Genomic DNA, 18,194 nt, shown 5'->3' with positions numbered 1-18,194 from the left:
TCAACGGGTCGCGGCGCGGGACAGAAGAAACGCCGGCGTGATAGCAGCAGGTCAAGTGATGCGCGGCTCTTAGCAGGGCTCACCGCGGAAGGCACGGGGCGTAAACGGCATGACCATGATGCGGGCGATCGGCCTGATGAGCGGCACCTCCCTCGACGGCGTCGACGTGGCGCTGATCGAGACCGACGGCGAGGACGTGAAGGTGGTCCGCAGCCATAACGGTTACCTCGAGCCGCTCGGCCCCACCGGCTATCGCGGCTATACCGACGAGGATCGTGAGCTGCTCCGCCGGGCGCTGTCCGATTCCGAGGCCGTGGTCGCGCGCGAGGACCGGCCCGGCTGCCTCGCGGAGGCGGAGACGTTCGTCACCGCGGCCCATGCGGAGGCGGTGGAAGCCTTCCTTGCGGATAACGGCCTCAGCGCTGCGGATATCGACGTCATCGGCTTCCATGGGCAGACCGTGGTCCATCGCCCCGACCAGCGCATGAGCGTGCAGATCGGCGACGGGGCCGCACTCAGCCGCCGTCTCGGCATCCCGGTCGTGTCGGACATGCGCCATGCCGATATCGCTGCGGGAGGGCAGGGGGCGCCGCTGGTGCCGGTCTTCCACAAGGCGCTCGCCAAGGCGGCGGGCTATGACGGCGCGCTCGGCATCCTCAACATCGGCGGGGTCGCCAATGCCACGCTCATCGCCTCCAACGGCGACGTCATCGCCTTCGATACCGGGCCCGGCAACGCGCTTATCGACGACTGGATGCGAGAGCGCACCGGCCGGCCGCTGGACGATGGCGGGCGCACGGCGGCGCGGGGACGGCCGGACGAGCCGCTCCTCGCCTGGCTCCTGACTCACCCGTTCTTCTTCCGCAGGCCTCCGAAATCACTGGACCGCAACTGGTTCTCGCACAAGCTCGCCGGCCAGCTGTCCACCGAGGACGGGGCGGCGACGCTCACAGCCTTCACCGCGCGGTCCGTTGCCCGTGCCCTCGACCACGCGCCGGAAATCCCCACGCGCTGGATCGTCGCCGGCGGCGGCGCCCGCAACGGCGAACTGGTGCGGCTCCTGAACTACCACCTGCGCGCCGAGATCACGACGGCGGACGCCATCGGCTGGTCTTCGGCCTATCTCGAAGCCCAGGCCTTCGCGCATCTCGCCGTGCGCTCGCTGAAGGGCCTGCCGATCACCTTCCCGTCGACGACGGGCGTGCGGGAGGCGATGACCGGCGGGGTGCTGGCGCGGCCGGACGCATGATACCAAGTCTCGCTGAACCCGACCCATAGGTCGGGTTCAGCAAGGTCCGACGGATGACCGCCGCCGCGCCGTCGCGCGGGCAGAGCTCGATGAGTCAGGCTCAGCGAGTTCTGGCATGAGCCCGGCGCTTTGCTCTCGGCCACATCCCGCGCTAGAGCGTCTCCCACCATGTCGCACAACACTTTCGGCCATCTCTTCCGCGTGACCACCTTCGGCGAGAGCCACGGGGTGGCGCTCGGCTGCGTGGTGGACGGGTGCCCGCCGGGGATTCCCATCGAGGCGGCGGACATCCAGGCGGAGCTCGACCGGCGCAAGCCCGGCCAGTCGCGCTTCACGACCCAGCGCCGCGAGCCCGACCAAGTCCGCATCCTGTCGGGCGTCTTCGCCGACGACCGCACCGGCGGCGTCCAGCTGACCACCGGCACGCCGATCGCCCTGGAGATCGAGAACACCGACCAGCGCTCGAAGGATTACTCCGAGATCCGCGACAGCTATCGGCCGGGTCACGCCGATTACGCCTACGACGCCAAATACGGCATCCGCGATTATCGGGGAGGCGGCCGCTCCTCGGCCCGTGAGACCGCCGCCCGCGTGGCGGCCGGGGCCATCGCGCGGCGGGTCCTGCCGGCCGACATCGTCATCCGGGCCGCCCTGGTGCAGATGGGACCGCATGCGGTCGACCGGTCGCGGTGGGATTGGGACGAGGTGGCGCGCAACCCGTTCTTCTGCCCCGATGCCGAGACGGCCAAATTCTACGAAGAGTATCTCGACGGCATCCGCAAGGACGGCTCGTCCATCGGCGCCGTCATCGAAGTGGTCGCCGAGGGCGTGCCGCCGGGCCTCGGAGCACCGATATACGGCAAGCTCGATGCGGATCTCGCCGCCGCCATGATGTCGATCAACGCGGTGAAGGGCGTCGAGATCGGCGACGGCTTCGCCTCGGCGGCTTTGCGCGGCGAGGAGAATGCCGACGAGATGCGCTCGGGCAATGCCGGCGCGCCGACCTTCCTCGCCAACCATGCCGGCGGCGTGCTCGGTGGCATCTCCACCGGCCAGCCGCTGATCTGCCGCTTCGCGGTCAAACCGACCTCCTCCATCCTGACGCCGCGCATGAGCGTGACAACCAACAACCGCGACGTCGATCTCGTCACCAAGGGGCGCCACGACCCCTGCGTCGGTATTCGCGCCGTCCCCGTCGCCGAGGCGATGATGGCGTGCGTGCTGGCCGATCACTATCTGCGTCACCGGGGGCAGGTCGGGACGCGGGGGTGACCCGGCGCGCCGCAGCCCATCCGCCCAGCGAATTCCAAGAGATATCCCGTGCCCCATACCCACGTCACGCAGGCCATCGAGGCCTATGCCCGCGGCGAGATCGTCGTCGTCACCGATGACGACGATCGTGAGAACGAGGGCGACCTCGTCGTCGCGGCCTCGCTCTGCACGCCGGAGAAGATGGCCTTCATCGTCCGCAACACCTGCGGCATCGTCTGCGCGCCTCTCACCCGCGCCGAAGCGCGGCGCCTGCGGCTCGACCCGATGGTCGCCTCCAACGATGCGCCCCTGGGCACCGCCTTCACCGTCACGGTGGATGTGAAGCACGGGCTCACAACCGGCATCTCGGCCGAGCAGCGCTGCAACACGGTGCGGGCGCTCGCCAACGGCAATATGGGCGAATCCGATTTCGTCCGCCCCGGCCACGTCTTCCCGCTCATCGCCAAGGATGGCGGCGTTCTCATGCGCTCCGGTCACACGGAGGCGGCGGTTGACCTGTGCAAGCTCGCCGGACTGCCGCCGGTGGGCGTCATCTGCGAACTGGCAAACGATGACGGCACGGTGATGAAGGGGCCGCAGATCACGGCCTTCTCGGAGTTGCACAACCTCAAGCGCGTCTCGGTGGCCGACCTCATCGCCTACCGGCAGGCGCGCGAGAAGCTGGTCGAGCGGGTCGGTACCTTCCCGGTGAAGTCGGAATTCGGCGAGCTCACCGGCTTCGCCTACACGACCCCGTTCGAGACGGTGCAGCAATTCGCCTTCGTCCAGGGCGATATCGGCGACGGGCGCGACGTGCTCGTCCGCCTGCATCGCTCCAACGTGGTGGCCGACGTGATCGGCGGCGGCAAGTCGATCGACTGCGTCCTACGCCGTTTCGCCAAGGAGGGACGCGGCGTCCTCGTCTACCTGCGCGACGGCACCGCCGGCGTGCCGCTTTCCTCCTATGCAGAAGAAGGAGCGGAAGCCCAGCGCGTGCGGCAGTGGCGCGAGGTCGGTCTGGGCGCCCAGATCCTGCGTGACCTCGGCATCGTCTCGATCCGCAACCTCTCGACCTCGTCGCGCTCCTATGTCGGCCTGTCGGGCTTCGGCATCGATCTGCTGGGCGAGGTGCCGCTGGAAGGGTGAGTCCTCCTCACCGTCCCATCAGCGCATCCATATGGGCGGCGACAGAACGGGCGAGACCGTCCAGGCTGTAGCCGCCCTCCAGGACCGAGACGATCCGGCCGCCGGCATGCTTGTCGGCGATCTCCATGAGCTTCCGGGTGGCCCAGCCGAAATCGGCCTCGTCGAGTTCGACGCTGGCCAGCGGATCGAGGCGGTGGGCGTCGAAGCCTGCCGAGATCACGATCAGGTCGGGGGCAAAAGCAGAGAGGCGAGCGAGGATCCCCTTCTCGAACTTCTCGCGGAAGATCCCGCTGTCGTCGCCGGCCCGTAACGGCACGTTGACGATGGTGTCGTGGGTGCCACGCTCACCCACCGCGCCCGTGCCGGGAAACAGCGGCATCTCATGGGTCGAGGCGTACATCACCGCCGCATCGTCCCAGAAGATGTCCTGCGAGCCGTTGCCGTGATGGACATCCCAATCCACCAGGGCGACCCGGCTGGCCCCGTGGCGTTCCCGCGCGTGACGGACGGCAATGGCAGCGGAGTTGAACAGGCAGAAGCCCATCGCCTGCATGCGCTCGGCATGGTGGCCCGGCGGCCGCATGGCGACGAAGGCGTTCGAACAGGCCCCGCTCATCACCGCATCCACCGCATGGACGGCGCCGCCGACACCGCGAAGGGCCGCGTCGAGGGTGCCGGGCGACATCAGCGTATCCGAATCGATCTGGACATAGCCGGATCGCGGGGAGGCCGCGATGATCGCCTCCACATAGGGAACGGGATGGGCGAGGGCGACCGTCTCCGTCTCCGCGCGGGGCGCCGATTCGCGCAGCAGACCGGAGAACCGCTCCTTCTCCAGGGCCGCCTCCACGGCGCGGATCCGGTCCGATCGTTCCGGGTGCCCCTCTGGCATCTGGTGATCCAGCGCGGAGGGGTGGCTTACGTACAGGGTCGTCACGCTCATCCCTCCGAACGATCCTCGTCGTTCCACCCGACCCGATTGTGCTTTACGCACAACATACGATGCAAATGCGCCACGGTTCAGGGTAGCGAGATTACGCGCCGATCAGTCTGCGAGTTAGATGGCGACATAATCCATCAACCACATTCTTCGAAGCCCCCCGGCTTCGAGACAGGCTCACTCTCACATGTCGCCCACGACCCGGTCGCCCATCCCATCCCGTCACGGCGTCCTGCATCGCTCGCTCGGCGCCGCGACGATCCTGTCCGCCCTCGCTCTCGGCGCCTGCAACACGCAGACGGCGACAGCCCCGCTCAGCCCGCCCACCGCGCATACGGCCCTGGCCCAGCCCCCGGCGCTGACCGGTGAGGCCCGTGACAAGGAATGGCTGAAACAGGCGCCGCAGGGCAATGTCGATCCCAAGATCGCCCGCACCACCGTCGACTACAAGACGAACGAGCCCGCGGGCACCGTCATCGTCGTGACGAAGGAGCGCCGCCTCTATTACGTGCTGCCGGACGGCAAGGCCGTGCGCTATCCCGTGGCCGTGGGCCATGCCGGCATGGCCTGGGCCGGGACCGCCAATGTCGACCGCAAGGGCGAATGGCCGGATTGGAACCCGCCGCCCGAGATGATCGCCCGCCGCCCGGAACTGCCCAAGCGCCTCGAGGGCGGCCCCACCAGCCCCATCGGGGCCCGCGCGCTCTACCTCGCTGAGGGCAAGAAGGACACGCTGTTCCGCATCCACGGCACCAACGAGCCGGAGAAGATCGGCCAGGCCGTGTCGTCCGGCTGCATCCGGATGCTCAACGCGGACGTGGTTGATCTCTACGAGCGCGTTCCGATCGGCGCGAAGGTGGTGGTGCGCTGAGGCGAAGGTGGGAACCCGCTCCGTCGCCGAGGCGGCGGAGCCGGGCTCCAAAGATACGATTCGGAAAGGCTCATTCGTGAGCAGCCTTTAACCTGAACGTTGATTCAGATTTGGCCGTTAACTTCTTGAACGGGCGCCTCCTGCATAGTCATCGACATGCAGAAACACAGACCGGCGCAAATAAAGCCGGGGAGGCACCAACCAATGATCAACCATTCGCTTCAGCTCTTCTGTAACCGTGTCGTCGCCGCCGGCCGCATCACCACCGCCGACGTTCAGGTCCTCGGTCGCGATATCCTCCCGGACGGCATCTCGCATGCGGATGAGGCCGACATGCTCATCGCCCTCGACCGGGCCGTGCCGCAGAGCGACGTGTCGTATGCCGATCTCGTGAGCGCCGCGGTGGTGAATTTCGCCGTCTGGGGCGAGCGTCCCACCGGCTACGTCGATGTCGAGATCGCCCGCTGGCTCGTCGGCTCCCTGCGCAGCGATGCCGGCCCTACACCACTTGCCGCCCGCATCGCTTTCGAGATCGTTCGCGAGGCCGAGACGAGCCACGAGATCCTCGTCGCCTTCGCCATCGGCTCCGCCCACCGTCGTCTGCATGTCGAGGAAGCGACCTCGGTATCGCCGGTCGAGCTGCTGGACGCGGCCTGAATCCGAGCGAGTTCGGATCGCGTTCGCCGGACTGGCCAGCGAACAATGGCGAATAGACGGGGCCTGGAGACACACTCAACCACGACCGGTCTTGGTTCAAAACTTCAGATTTTCCAACAATCGCAAAAATTCGGATCTACGACAATCAACACACATAAATTGAAATTACGGCGCAATACCATTGGTATCACGCCATTATGCCAATAAAATAACAAGTAATCACATATATTTTTATAATAATTATTTACTACACCACTCACTATATGCGGATGTAGTTCACCGAACACTTTCTGCAGTAATTGAACAACGTCGATAAATCGTTGACCGAAAAGGCTGAAGACACCCTGGTGTCGGTCACACCGGATTCACTGCCTGCCACGTCATCGGCTCGATACGACAGCTGACATCAACGTCGGCCGATCCTCTGTCAGATGGATCGGGGTGGGCATGCGGAAAAGGGGAGCAACCCGCGCTTCCTCATCCGGGCCTCGGCGACGGGCAATGCGTCACGGTCAGCATCGGCCTGTCCCTCGACGTCGGAAATTGTGACGAGGCGGGCTTCCTCTTCCTGGTCCGGCAGGCCGCTGATGCGCTTTACCGGGCCAAGGAAGAAGGGCGCAATCGCTACACCGCCCCGTGGATACCAGCGACCATGATTTTGAATACACAGCCGGTTTGGCGCAGCGTATGAACAATCCTTCATTGGTCCAGCTTTGCGAAGCCGCACAACTGCTTTAACGGGAACGAGCTTGAGCGCGATGGCGCTCGTGACCTTTCCCGCTTCACCCGAGTGCCTGGACAGATGTTCGAGAAAATCCTGATTGCGAACCGCGGCGAGATTGCGTGCCGCATCATCAAGACCGCTCGCAGGATGGGTATCAAGACGGTCGCCGTCTATTCCGATGCCGACCGGGACGCGGTTCATGTGGCGATGGCGGACGAGGCGGTGCATATCGGCCCCGCTCCGGCCGCGCAGTCCTACCTGATCATCGACAAGATCATCGAGGCCTGCAAACAGACGGGCGCCCAGGCGGTCCACCCCGGTTATGGCTTCCTGTCCGAGCGTGAGGCATTCCCGCGCGCGCTGGCCGAGGCCGGCATCGTCTTCATCGGCCCCAATCCCGGCGCCATCGCCGCCATGGGCGACAAGATCGAATCGAAGAAGGCGGCCTCGGCTGCCAACGTCTCCACCGTGCCGGGCTTCCTCGGCGTCATCGAGAGCCCCGAACACGCCGTCACCATCGCGGACGAGATCGGCTATCCGGTGATGATCAAGGCTTCCGCCGGCGGTGGCGGCAAGGGCATGCGCATCGCCCATTCGTCGGACGAGGTCGCGGAGGGCTTCGCCCGCGCCAAGTCCGAGGCCGCCTCGTCCTTCGGCGACGACCGCGTGTTCGTGGAGAAGTTCATCACCGATCCGCGCCACATCGAGATCCAGGTGATCGGCGACAAGCACGGCAACGTCATCTATCTCGGCGAGCGTGAATGCTCGATCCAGCGCCGCAACCAGAAGGTCATCGAGGAGGCGCCGTCGCCGCTTCTCGACGAGGCGACCCGGAAGAAGATGGGCGAGCAAGCCGTGGCCTTGGCCAAGGCCGTCTCCTACGATTCGGCCGGTACCGTCGAGTTCGTCGCCGGCCAGGACAAGTCGTTCTACTTCCTCGAGATGAACACCCGTCTCCAGGTGGAGCATCCCGTTACCGAGATGATTACCGGCCTCGACCTCGTCGAGCTGATGATCCGTTCGGCCTATGGCGAGGCGCTGCCGCTTAGCCAGGACCAGGTGAAGCTCAACGGCTGGGCCGTGGAGAGCCGCGTCTACGCCGAGGACCCGACACGCAACTTCCTGCCCTCCATTGGCCGCCTCACCACCTACCAGCCGCCGGAGGAAGGCCCGTTCGGCAATGCCATCGTGCGTAACGATACCGGCGTGGAGGAGGGCGGCGAGATTGCGATCCACTACGATCCGATGATCGCCAAGCTGGTGACCTGGGCGCCCACCCGCGCCGAGGCCATCGAATCGCAGGGACAGGCGCTGGACGCCTTCGCCATCGACGGCATCCGCCACAACATCCCGTTCCTGTCGGCCCTCATGGCGCATCCGCGCTGGCGCTCGGGCAACATCTCCACCGGCTTCATCGCGGAGGAATTCCCCGAAGGCTTCGTCGCCCCCGAGCCCGAGGGCGAGGTCGCCCAACGCATAGCGGCCGCTGCCGCCGCCATCGACCACAAGCTCAACACCCGCAAGCGCGGCATCTCGGGCCAGATGCGCGACCCGGCCCTGCTCCATTTCGAGCGCGACCGCATCGTGATCCTGGCCGGCCAATCCTACCCGGTCACGGTGGACGATCTCGGCGAGCATCTCGTCGTCACCGCCGAAGACGGCCGGACCTGGACGGTGGAGAGCGACTGGCGTCCGGGTGAGCCGGTCTGGTCGGGAGAGATCAACGGCACCCGCGTGGCCATCCAGGTGCGCGCCCTTCTCAACGGCGTCGCGCTCCAGCATGCGGGCGCGGCGGCCGAGGCGCGGGTCTTCACCCGGCGCGAAGCCGAACTCGCCGCCCTGATGCCGATCAAGGAGAATGCCGGGTCCGGCAAGCAGGTGCTCTGCCCGATGCCCGGCCTGGTGAAGGCGATCCTGGTGAAGGAAGGCCAGGAAGTGAAGAACGGTGAACCCCTCGCCATCGTCGAGGCGATGAAGATGGAGAACGTGCTCCGCGCCGAGCGCGACGCCACCATCTCCAAGATCGAAGCGAAGGAAGGTGACAGCCTCGCAGTCGACGCGGTCATCATGGAATTCGCCTGATCGCATAGCGATTAAAGGTGCGGGGTAGCCGATCACGGCCGCCCCGCACCCTCGCTGAACGCCAGACGCAATCTCGAAGCGAGGGGATCGACAGCCCCCTCATTCACCGGGACCCCGCCAATGGGCCCTCCTGGGCGGGTCCGACCGTCGAATCGGGCCCGGCAGGCGCTCGTCATCCCCTTCCGGCCAGCCGATCCATGCCCCTGTATTTCTCCTACGGTGCCAACATGGATGCCGCCGCGATGGCCATGCGCTGCCCCGGCTCGACCTCCCTCGGCACCGCCCGCCTGAACCGGCACCGCTTCATCATCATGCGAGAGGGCTATGCCTCGGTGGTGCGCGACCCGACATCCACCGTCTGGGGCGTCCTCTGGGATCTGGCCTTGGCCGACGTGCCGGCCCTCGACCGCTACGAGGGCGTCGCCGGGCGGCTCTACACCAAAGCCTACCAGCCGGTGACCACATCGACCGGCGTGAAACGGGCCTTGATCTATCTGGGCTGCAGCGCTGTTCCGGGGGTTCCGCGACCGGACTACCTGCAACCGGTCCTGGCCGCGGCCGAAGCCGCCTCCCTTCCGCCCGCCTACATCACGGAGATGCGCCGCTGGCTGCGGGCAGGACGCGGCTGAGGATCGCAGACAGGGTTGGACGCGAGGAGGTTTATTCTTGGCTACGATCAGAACCGTCGATGTCGTCATCCGTGGCCGGGTGCAGGGTGTCGGCTACCGGTACTGGACCTCGCGTGAAGCGGAACGTCGCGGCCTCGACGGCCATGTCCGCAACCGTTCGGATGGCGGTGTAGAAGCGACGTTTAGCGGTCCCGCCGATGCGGTCGCCGCCATGCTCGATGCGTGCAAGCTGGGGCCCGCCGGTGCCGTCGTGTCCTCGGTGGAGGCGGTGGACTCCGCCAATCCCCCCGATGCGGGATTTCGCATCCTGCGAACGTGATCTCTCCGTGCCGACGGGCACGATAACGGGTTTCTCTTATCCTTCACCGTCAGAGATTCGTTTCCCGCGGATCGGGCCGATGGCCTATGGTCCGCGCCGCAGGCGGAACGGCGCCGGACCGGTGAGACCGGGTTCCGGTCGGCCATAGGCCGGGAAGCGATCAGAACCCATGAAGCAGCCGTTCACCTTCGCGGATTTCTCGCCGCTGGACATTGCTGGCCTTCTCTATTTCGTCGCCGCCTGGGCTGGCTATGGGATAGCGGTGGCGCGGATGCGCGGGCGGCGTACGAGCCTGAGCCAGATCATGAACCGCCAGCGGGAGGAATGGTCGCGGCAGCTCATCGTCCGCGACAACAGGGTGGTCGACACCACGATCAACGCCTCCCTCCAGAACGGGACGGCTTTCTTCGCCTCCACGTCCCTCATCGCGCTCGGCGGGGTGCTGACCCTGTCCCGCTCCGGTGACGATGTACTGACCCTGTTCGGCGCGCTGCCCTTCGGCGCCATCGCCACGCGCGTCACCTGGGAGGTCAAGGTGGCGGGCCTCGCCGTCGTCTTCGTCTATGCGTTCTTCAAATTCGCCTGGGCCTACCGTCTGTTCAATTACGGTGCGATCCTCATCGGCGCGGTGCCGCCCAAGGGCGCTGGCGCCGCGCAACGCGACATGGACCGCGCCGCCCGCCGGGCCGCCGCCATGAACATCGCCGCCGGGACCCATTTCGCAAAGGGGCAGCGTGCCTTCCTGTTCGCGCTGGCCTATCTCGGCTGGTTCGTGAACGCCTGGTTTCTCATCCTCGCCACCACGGGCGTCATCTGTGTCATGTGGCGACGGCAATTCACCTCCGATATCCGCGCCATCCTCCTCAACGAGGACGACGAGGCCACCATGCAGGACACCGAGTCATGAGCACAGAGCGCAGATCCGTGAGCGAGGAGGAGATCGGCGAATCGATCCTCCGCCTCGTTTCAGAGCGGGGAGAAGGCAAGACCGTCTGCCCATCGGAAGTGGCGCGCCACCTCGGCGGGCCGCATCCGGACGGCTGGAGCCCGCTGATGCAGCCGATTCGCCGCATGGCCGTGCGCCTTACCAAGGAGGGCCACATCGCCATCATGCGCAAAGGGAAACCCGTCGCCGACCCCGACGATTTTCGCGGGATCTATCGTCTCGGAATGCCCGTCCCGGCTACCGGCGAAGCCTGAACCCTCGTCGACGCGAAAAGATCAGTCGGCCTTCGTCCGCGGCGCCGGCAGCATCGCGTCGGTATAGCCGGCGAGCCGGTAGACGACCAAGCCGATCCATTCCTTGACCACGAGGTCGAGGACCAGCAGCCCGTCGGAGGCGAAGCTCTTCAGCTTCCACGCGTCGCTCCATCCCACCGTGCGGTAATCGACCGGATAGGCCGTCACGTCGAAACCGGCCTGGCGAAAGCAGCCGATGGCGCGCGGCATGTGCCAGGCGGAGGTGACGAGCAGCCAGCGTTCACCCGCCACCGGCTTGACGAGATCGGCCGAGAAACGCGCGTTCTCGTGGGTGTTGCGCGAGCGGTCTTCCAGGATCAGCCGCGTGCGCGGCAGCCCGAGCGTGTCGGCGAAGCGGCTGACGATCTCGGCCTCCGACGTTCCATCGGTGCCGAGCAAGCCGCTGCCCCCGGAGAAAAGCAGCCGTGCCTCCGGGTAGCGGCGCGCGAGATCCGCAAAGGCGATCTGGCGCTCGCCGGCATCGTTCACCGAGAGCTGGCCGCGCGCCAGCGTCGTCTGGGTTTCCACGGCGCCACCGAGCACGATCACGCCCTTGATCGGTGCGCCGTCCTCCGCGAAGCGCGGGAAACGGTTTTCGAGGGGCAGGGTGATCCAGGCAGAGAGGGGCAGGAGACCGCCGAGGAAGAGCCCGGCGAAGCCGAGGAGGGCCAGACCGCGCCCGAGGCGCGGCGTCCAGCCGCCGAACATCAGGACGCAGCCGAGGAGCCCGATCAGGATAAAGAAGTTCGAGGGCGTGATGACGAAATAGATCAGTTTCGAGAGCGGAAAGAACATGTCTGGACCCTGAAGCCTCGTCTCAGTCGGGCGCTTCCGCGCGCGGGTCAGTCTCGGTCCGGCCTGTCAGCATCCGGCGGGTAGGGATGTTCCAGCCCGTGAGGGTCGGTGACCCGCCAGCCGGACCTGTCGCTTGCGAGATAGGACGGTCCCACCGGCACCTTGCCGTGGCCGCCGGGAATATCGAGCACGTAGAGCGGTTGGGCGAGGCCGGACAGGCGCCCGCGCAGGCGTTCCATGAGGTTGCGACCCGCCGCCAATCCGGTGCGCAGGTGCCCGGTGCCGGGCGCGAGATCGCCATGATGAAGATAGTAGGGCTTCACCCGGTTCTCGACGAAGCTTCGCATCAGGCTCGCGAGGGTCTCCGGGTCGTCGTTGACCCCGGCGAGCAGCACCGACTGGCTCACCATCGGGATGCCGGCATCGACGAGACGGGCGATGGCGCCTTTCGCGGCCGGCGTGAATTCGCGCGGATGATTGGCGTGGAGCGCGACATAGACCGCACCGCCGAAGCGCTTCAGGGCAACGACGAGATCGTCGTCCACGCGGGCGGGCTCGACCACCGGCACACGGGTATGGATGCGCAGGACCTTGACGTGCGGGATGAGGCCAAGGGCCTCGGCGATCTGCCCGAGCCGGCGGGCCGAGAGCGCGAACGGGTCGCCGCCGGTGAGGATCACCTCCCAGATGTCGGGCCGGTCGGCGATGTAGGCGAAAGCGGCGGCGAGTTCGTCCTCGCTCAGGGTGCCGAGCCCGTCCGGCCCCACCATCTCGCGGCGGAAGCAGAAGCGGCAATAGACCGGGCAGACATGGAGCGGCTTCAGCAGCACCCGGTCGGGATAGCGGTGGACGAGGCCCGGAAGCGGCGAATGCGCCGCATCGCCGATCGGGTCCGAATCTTCCTCCGCACGTGTCACCAGTTCCTCCGCGCGGGGCAGGAACTGGCGGGCGATGGGGTCGGCGGGATCGGTCGGGTCGATCAGTTCGGCCATGTCGGGCGTCACCGAGACCGCGTATCGCGCCGCCACCGCTTCGAGCGCGGAAAGATCGGACGGAGCGACGAGCCCGGCTTCGACGAGCTGCGCGGGGTTGCGAAGGGAGCGGGGCAGGGGACGGGGAAGCGGCCTGTTCACGCGTTGCCATCCATCGCCGCCGACGTCTCCGCGACCGGCGTCCAGATCACGTCGTCGATGCGCGGCGCGCCGACCGCGAGCATGACCAGCCTGTCGAGGCCCAGTGCGATGCCGCTCGCCTCCGGCATGATGGCCAGTGCCGAGAGGAAATCCTCGTCGATCGGGTAGGTCTCGCCGTAGATCCGCGCCTTCTCCGCCATCTCGATCTCGAAGCGCCCCCTCTGCTCGTGCGGGTCGGTGAGTTCGCCGAAGGCGTTGGCGAGTTCCACGCCGCATGCGTAGAGCTCGAACCTCTCCGCTACGCGGGGGTCGCGGGCGCTGGGACGGGCCAGTGCCGCCTCGCTCACGGGATATTCGTAGAGCAGGGTCGGCCGCCCGTCGCCGAGCTTCGGCTCGATCAGGGCGACGAGGACGCGGCTGAACAGGTCGGCCCAGGTATCGTCGGCCGCCACCCGCAGGCCGCATGCGACCACGCCGGCGGCGAGGCCGTCCCTGTCCGTGCGGCCGCCGGGCTCGATCGTCGCCAGGAGGTCGATGTCGGCATGGCGCTCGAACGCCTCGGCGAGGGTGAGGCGCTCGAAATCCGCGAAGGGATCGGATTCCCTTCCCCGAAAGCGGAGGGAGCGCGTCTTCGCCTCGTCGGCCGCCAGCGCCAGGATGTCGGCGCAGTCACGCATCAGCACCTCGTAATCCTGCCCCGCCCGGTACCATTCCAGCATGGTGAATTCCGGATGGTGCAGGGGACCGCGCTCACGGTTGCGGAAGACCCGCGCCAAGCTGAACAGGCGCGTCTCACCCGCGGCCAACAGCTTCTTGCAGGCGAATTCCGGCGAGGTGTGGAGATAGAGCGGGGAGGCGGCACCGTCATGGCCGATGGCGGAGGTGGCGAAGGCCGAGAGATGCGCCTCGTTGCCCGGCGAGACCTGGAGGGCGGCGGCTTCGACCTCGACGAAGTCGCGGGCCGCGAAATGCCCGCGCAGAGCAGCGACGATACGGTTTCGCGCGAGCAGGGCCGGGCGGCGATCGGCATGCCGATGCGGCGCCCACCACGGAGACGGTGAGCCGCTCACGCCGGTTCTCCCCCTAGCCGGCGCACCAATTGCGGGCACAGGCGCCGGGCTGCTGGCAACGCGACGCAGGATAGGATAGTGGCGGGGCACAGATGTCGCTCCCGTGGGCCGAATCCACGCCGGGGCGTCGCATATATTGTCTCGAACAGGATCTGACCCCGTGAAGGTGATCGCCTCTACGCTCCGCAAGGGCAACGTCGTCGACAAGGACGGCAAGCTCTACGTCATCTTGACGGTGGAGAACATCCATCCCGGCAAGGGCACCCCCGTCACGCAGCTCGACATGCGCCGCATCACCGATGGGGTGAAGGTGTCCGAGCGCTACCGCACCACCGAGTCGGTGGAGCGTGCCTTCGTGGAGGATCGCGAGCACACCTTCCTGTACGAGGATGGCGAGGGCTACCACTTCATGAACCCTGAGAACTACGATCAGGTCGCGGTTCCCAAGGACGTGATCGGCAGCGCGGCGCCCTACCTTCAGGAGGGCATGAAGGTGATGCTGGCCCTGCACAACGACGTGCCGCTCACGGTCGAACTGCCGCAGCGCGTCACCCTCGAGATCACCGAGACCGAACCGGCGATGAAGGGTCAGACGGCCTCGTCTTCCTACAAGCCGGCGATCCTGTCGAACGGCGTGCGCACCGCCGTCCCGCCGCATGTGGCGGTCGGCACCCGTGTGGTCATCCTGACGGAAGACGGTTCCTACGTGGAACGCGCCAAGGATTGAGACCCGCCGGTTCGAGGCTCGGACTTCGAGGCTCGGACTTCGAGGCTCGGGCATCGATCTCCCGCGGGAGACCGATGCCGGCCTGATTCCGCCTCAGGGCGACGGCGCCGGCCCCTCGGCGGCGTCGTAACAGGACTGAGACAGAGCCTGGGCCTTCGCCCGCTCTTCGACGCTGAATCCCCGCCCCGTGATCGCCCAGAGATTCTCTCGCTGGAGGGCATCGGCGACACAGCGCGCTGCCACCCGGCATGTCTGCGCGGAACCTCCGGTCGTCTCGCACTGGACCCGGTAATCCTGACGGAACGCCGCGAGACCGGCCTTCGGATGAGGGCCGGTCACCGTCACGACGCCCGTGAGCAGGGCGAGCAGCACCGGCTGATGCACGAGATACACGGCGAGGCTGTGGCGCCCGGCCAAAGCCAGCCCGCGCGAGGCCATCGATCCCGGCTGCCACGTCGCCCATTTCGTGCGCAGGAAAGCCGGCAGACCGAGCCGCGCCGCTGCCAGCCCCAGGAGAACCAGGCCGAACCAGGGAAACAGCGGCACGTAATCGTTGGTCCGCGGCGGAACCATGCCGAGGCCGAGGAAGCTCAGGATCGGGTCGTCGAAGACCGCGAGGTGATAATCCGGGTTCGCCATCACGGCCGGCGTCGCCAGAACGACGATCCCCACCACCAGTGCGACGGCCGGCGACACCCGCAGGAACGGCACGGCGAGCACGCTCGACACGGCGATGCAATGCAGGATGCCGAAGAAGATGAAGCTGTCCGGAAACGCGTAGACCGTCGCGGCCGTGATGAGGAGGGCGGCGATGCCGATCCGTGCGAGCCGCAGGAGGAACGCGCGGGGCCGGAGGCCATCCCGGTTCATCAGGACGAGGCCGATCCCGACCAGAACGAGGAACGTACCCGCGATGAGGTGCGCCGCGACCTTGCCCAACGGGGCCAGAGCGTAGTTCTCGGGCGTGAGCGCGAGGTGCCCGAGGTCCCAGGTAGTGTGGTAGGCGGCCATCGCCAGCAGGGCGCCGCCCCGCGCGACATCGAGACTATCGAACCGCCGCGGCGTTCCACCGAGTTCTTTGGAGGCCGGCGATGCGGAGGACGCAGCGACAGGTCTCGCCGTGGAGGCACTCATGCGAACGGCCTCGCCGGCTTGAACCGTTCGGAGTGGCGCGACGAGCCCGCGCGAGGCGAGCGTCCGATCTCGGACGATACGATCTGAGTCATGCGCGTTGGCTATCGCCGGTGGCGAGGCGGATGCAAGGGCCCAGCATCGCCCAGTGTGACCGGCGCTCCGCGTGAAGCGTCGAAAACCGTTCAACTCCCGAATGAGAGGCGGCGGGTCGCGGGCGGATAGGCCGTATCCAGACTTTTCGGCGGAAGCCGCTGTGTCACCGTTGCGGGCGAGAAAGGCGCCGCGCCGCCGGTTGCCCGGTTCCTTGTTGCTCTCATGCCAATATGATGAAGAATGTCTCAATCGCCGCAGTCGATGTCCGCCAAACGGGCTTCCGCCGAGTCATGACTTTGTTAATCTATGGTGCGGATCGCGTCGCGTGATTCGGTGTGGGTTGCTTACATGTCCGACGATTTCGAATCAGGCTCGCACGGCCAGCGCGCGATGGGTGAATCGACCGGTGGACGTGGCACCGACCTCGGCGACGGAGAGGTGCAGCGCCCCCTCGACCTCATCGAGGTTTCGGGGCGCATCAAATGGTTCGATGTGTCGAAGGGCTTCGGCTTCATCCTTCCCGATGACGGCTCGGCCGACGTCTTGGTTCACATCACGTGCCTGCGCCGCGACGGATTCTCGGCCGCCAGCGAGGGCGCGCGCATCGTGGTGGAAGCCACCGAGCGGCCACGCGGATGGCAGGCCTTCCGGGTGATATCCCTCGATCAGTCGACGGCGATCCACCCGTCCGAACTCCCGATGCCCCGCACCCATGTGAGCGTCACGGCGACGAGCGGGCTCGAGACGGCCGTGGTGAAATGGTTCAACCGGTTGCGCGGTTTCGGCTTCCTCAGCCGGGGGGACGGCTCCCCCGACATCTTCGTCCATATGGAGACGTTGCGTCGCTACGGCATCGCCGAACTGAAGCCCGGCGAAACCGTTCTCGTGCGCTACGGCGACGGTTCGAAGGGCAAGATGGCAGCCGAAGTCAGGCTTCTGGACGGCGCGCTGCCCGCCTCCCATTGACGGAATGACCACGTGACACCAATCCAAGACGTTCGCTCGTCCGCGCCCTTGCGCGCGCTCCTGATCCTGATCACGATTCTCGCTGGTCTCGGCCTCGCCAATGCTCAGGATTCGGCCGCGCAGGAGCCCCTTGCGATCACGGGCAAGAGCGGCAGGCACAGCTTCTCCGTCGAGGTGATGCGCGACGACGAATCGCGCTCGCGCGGCCTGATGTTCCGCCGCGCGATGGCGCCTGAGCACGGGATGCTCTTCGACTTCCAGAAAGTCGAGCGCGTCGCGATGTGGATGAAGAACACCTACCTGCCCCTCGACATGCTGTTCATCCGCCCGGATGGAAGCATTGCCCGGATCGCGACCAATACCGAGCCGCTTTCGACCAAGGTCATTCCGTCGGGAGAGCCAGTGGTCGCCGTTCTCGAACTCAATGCCGGTGTCACGGCTAAGCTCGGAATCAAGGCGGGTGACCAAGTCGACCACACGATGTTCCCATCGCGCTGACCATAGCGAAACGAGGATCGTCGCGGCACCACCCCGCGAACACAGCGTGAACGAGCATCTTGACGGCCGCCTCGTTTCTGACCAATGTTCCCATATTGTTCCAAAGGCGAGCGAACCTGCGAGAGCGGGTTCCTCGACGATGACAGGGGAACGCGATGCTCGACGTTCAAGCTTCCAGCGATGAAACGATCCTGTTCGAGAATGCCGATTGGCGCGTGATCGCGGACGGTCTCGAACATCGCGGGACCGGGTATTTCATCGCCCGCGAGAGCTTGGGCCGGCGCTCCGAGTCCGGCCTGTGGGAATGGCCTCTGCATCTGGCGGAGAAGAGCTGGTGTTCGCTGCGTCCGTTCCGCGACGCGTTTCAGGCGGCTGCCGATCTCTTCAACGTCGAGCGCGACGAGGCGTTGTCGCAATCCTTCGTCACCGGTTTTGGCCTCAGGATGGGGCAGGGCGGACAGAGCGGCACCGAAGGCTTCACGAAACTGGCGGAACTGGTGCGTCCGAAATCCCTCGCTCGGCGGAGACCCACCGCATCCGAGGGCCGGGCCGTTCCCCACCGCAACGTCGCGGGGCGGAAGGAAGAGAAGGATACGGCGCGCATCGCCCTGTCCTGACGTGACCTCCCGCCGCGACGCCCTAGTTTCCTGAAAGGCGTCGAGGGGCGCCGT

The 18,194-nt window shown here is 66.6% G+C and carries 20 protein-coding genes; 14 read left to right on the top strand and 6 right to left on the bottom strand.

Annotation, left to right across the window (positions count from 1 at the left end; translation table 11 throughout):
• The first annotated feature begins 109 nt into the window (after positions 1-109).
• The 3 genes from AC0IXR_RS19545 to ribB all read left to right on the top strand — a co-directional run bounded on the left by AC0IXR_RS19545 (position 110) and on the right by ribB (position 3,646).
• A complete protein-coding gene (locus tag AC0IXR_RS19545) occupies positions 110-1,249 on the top strand; it encodes an anhydro-N-acetylmuramic acid kinase (RefSeq protein ID WP_200919039.1) in 1,140 nt (379 codons plus the stop codon).
• A 168-nt stretch (positions 1,250-1,417) separates the two neighbouring features.
• Positions 1,418-2,521, top strand: a complete 1,104-nt coding sequence (gene aroC / locus AC0IXR_RS19540) for a chorismate synthase (RefSeq protein WP_207410480.1) — start codon at positions 1,418-1,420, stop codon at positions 2,519-2,521.
• Between the two features lie 48 nt (positions 2,522-2,569).
• Positions 2,570-3,646, top strand: a complete 1,077-nt coding sequence (gene ribB, locus AC0IXR_RS19535; protein WP_311274696.1) for a 3,4-dihydroxy-2-butanone-4-phosphate synthase — start codon at positions 2,570-2,572, stop codon at positions 3,644-3,646.
• 7 nt (positions 3,647-3,653) lie between these two features.
• Here ribB and AC0IXR_RS19530 read toward each other — a convergent pair whose 3' ends face one another.
• On the bottom strand, positions 3,654-4,589 hold the full coding sequence (locus AC0IXR_RS19530) for a histone deacetylase family protein (protein WP_424753485.1): 936 nt from the start codon (positions 4,587-4,589) through the stop codon (positions 3,654-3,656).
• A gap of 184 nt (positions 4,590-4,773) precedes the next feature.
• Here AC0IXR_RS19530 and AC0IXR_RS19525 point away from each other — a divergent pair, with 184 nt between their 5' ends.
• Positions 4,774-5,457 (top strand): L,D-transpeptidase, encoded by a 684-nt coding sequence (locus AC0IXR_RS19525; RefSeq protein WP_056423831.1) that lies wholly within the window; start codon positions 4,774-4,776, stop codon positions 5,455-5,457.
• A gap of 204 nt (positions 5,458-5,661) precedes the next feature.
• The gene (locus AC0IXR_RS19520; RefSeq protein WP_471761861.1) at positions 5,662-6,114 is read left to right on the top strand and encodes a hypothetical protein; all 453 of its coding nucleotides are present in this window, start codon (positions 5,662-5,664) and stop codon (positions 6,112-6,114) included.
• Between the two features lie 427 nt (positions 6,115-6,541).
• Here AC0IXR_RS19520 and AC0IXR_RS19515 read toward each other — a convergent pair whose 3' ends face one another.
• The gene (locus AC0IXR_RS19515; RefSeq protein ID WP_471761910.1) at positions 6,542-7,039 is read right to left on the bottom strand and encodes a hypothetical protein; all 498 of its coding nucleotides are present in this window, start codon (positions 7,037-7,039) and stop codon (positions 6,542-6,544) included.
• On the opposite strand from AC0IXR_RS19515, the gene AC0IXR_RS19510 reads away from it, so the two are divergent.
• The 5 genes from AC0IXR_RS19510 to AC0IXR_RS19490 all read left to right on the top strand — a co-directional run bounded on the left by AC0IXR_RS19510 (position 6,929) and on the right by AC0IXR_RS19490 (position 11,068).
• Positions 6,929-8,920, top strand: coding sequence for an acetyl-CoA carboxylase biotin carboxylase subunit (locus AC0IXR_RS19510; RefSeq protein ID WP_471761905.1), 1,992 nt, complete (start codon positions 6,929-6,931; stop codon positions 8,918-8,920). The two genes, AC0IXR_RS19515 and AC0IXR_RS19510, sit on opposite strands and share 111 nt — an antisense overlap.
• Before the next feature lie 197 nt (positions 8,921-9,117).
• On the top strand, positions 9,118-9,549 hold the full coding sequence (locus tag AC0IXR_RS19505; RefSeq protein WP_311274693.1) for a gamma-glutamylcyclotransferase: 432 nt from the start codon (positions 9,118-9,120) through the stop codon (positions 9,547-9,549).
• A gap of 37 nt (positions 9,550-9,586) precedes the next feature.
• Positions 9,587-9,868: an acylphosphatase gene (locus AC0IXR_RS19500; protein ID WP_311274692.1), complete on the top strand. Its 282-nt coding sequence runs from the start codon at positions 9,587-9,589 to the stop codon at positions 9,866-9,868.
• Between the two features lie 169 nt (positions 9,869-10,037).
• Entirely contained in the window at positions 10,038-10,775 is a 738-nt protein-coding gene (locus AC0IXR_RS19495; RefSeq protein WP_471761860.1) for a DUF599 domain-containing protein, read from the top strand.
• A complete protein-coding gene (locus AC0IXR_RS19490; protein ID WP_056423843.1) occupies positions 10,772-11,068 on the top strand; it encodes a DUF3253 domain-containing protein in 297 nt (98 codons plus the stop codon). Before AC0IXR_RS19495 ends, AC0IXR_RS19490 begins: the two co-directional genes overlap by 4 nt.
• A 21-nt stretch (positions 11,069-11,089) precedes the next feature.
• Here the strand turns inward: AC0IXR_RS19490 and AC0IXR_RS19485 are convergent, their stop codons facing one another.
• The 3 genes from AC0IXR_RS19485 to epmA are packed head-to-tail and all read right to left on the bottom strand — an operon-like array spanning position 11,090 to position 14,105.
• The gene (locus AC0IXR_RS19485; RefSeq protein WP_311274690.1) at positions 11,090-11,902 is read right to left on the bottom strand and encodes a YdcF family protein; all 813 of its coding nucleotides are present in this window, start codon (positions 11,900-11,902) and stop codon (positions 11,090-11,092) included.
• A gap of 47 nt (positions 11,903-11,949) precedes the next feature.
• A complete protein-coding gene (locus tag AC0IXR_RS19480; RefSeq protein WP_419952882.1) occupies positions 11,950-13,011 on the bottom strand; it encodes a lysine-2,3-aminomutase-like protein in 1,062 nt (353 codons plus the stop codon).
• A gap of 20 nt (positions 13,012-13,031) precedes the next feature.
• Positions 13,032-14,105 carry an EF-P lysine aminoacylase EpmA gene (gene epmA / locus AC0IXR_RS19475; protein ID WP_471761859.1) on the bottom strand — a complete coding sequence of 358 codons (1,074 nt, stop codon included), beginning with the start codon at positions 14,103-14,105 and terminating at the stop codon, positions 13,032-13,034.
• Between the two features lie 160 nt (positions 14,106-14,265).
• Here epmA and efp point away from each other — a divergent pair, with 160 nt between their 5' ends.
• On the top strand, positions 14,266-14,832 hold the full coding sequence (gene efp / locus AC0IXR_RS19470; RefSeq protein WP_056423850.1) for an elongation factor P: 567 nt from the start codon (positions 14,266-14,268) through the stop codon (positions 14,830-14,832).
• Positions 14,833-14,925: 93 nt separating this feature from the next.
• Here efp and AC0IXR_RS19465 read toward each other — a convergent pair whose 3' ends face one another.
• Positions 14,926-15,966 (bottom strand): acetyltransferase domain-containing protein, encoded by a 1,041-nt coding sequence (locus AC0IXR_RS19465; RefSeq protein ID WP_471761858.1) that lies wholly within the window; start codon positions 15,964-15,966, stop codon positions 14,926-14,928.
• A 483-nt stretch (positions 15,967-16,449) separates the two neighbouring features.
• Here AC0IXR_RS19465 and AC0IXR_RS19460 point away from each other — a divergent pair, with 483 nt between their 5' ends.
• The 3 genes from AC0IXR_RS19460 (at position 16,450) to AC0IXR_RS19450 (ending at position 18,140) form a co-directional block, all read left to right on the top strand.
• A complete protein-coding gene (locus AC0IXR_RS19460; RefSeq protein WP_244478141.1) occupies positions 16,450-17,025 on the top strand; it encodes a cold-shock protein in 576 nt (191 codons plus the stop codon).
• Between the two features lie 63 nt (positions 17,026-17,088).
• Positions 17,089-17,523 carry a DUF192 domain-containing protein gene (locus AC0IXR_RS19455; RefSeq protein WP_056424462.1) on the top strand — a complete coding sequence of 145 codons (435 nt, stop codon included), beginning with the start codon at positions 17,089-17,091 and terminating at the stop codon, positions 17,521-17,523.
• 155 nt (positions 17,524-17,678) lie between these two features.
• The gene (locus AC0IXR_RS19450) at positions 17,679-18,140 is read left to right on the top strand and encodes a hypothetical protein (protein ID WP_471761857.1); all 462 of its coding nucleotides are present in this window, start codon (positions 17,679-17,681) and stop codon (positions 18,138-18,140) included.
• The last annotated feature ends 54 nt before the right edge of the window (positions 18,141-18,194 follow it).

Source organism: Methylobacterium sp. AC832 (genome assembly GCF_979256025.1).
Note: the sequence above shows the minus strand (reverse complement) of the source record. Positions and strands in the feature narration are given on the sequence as shown.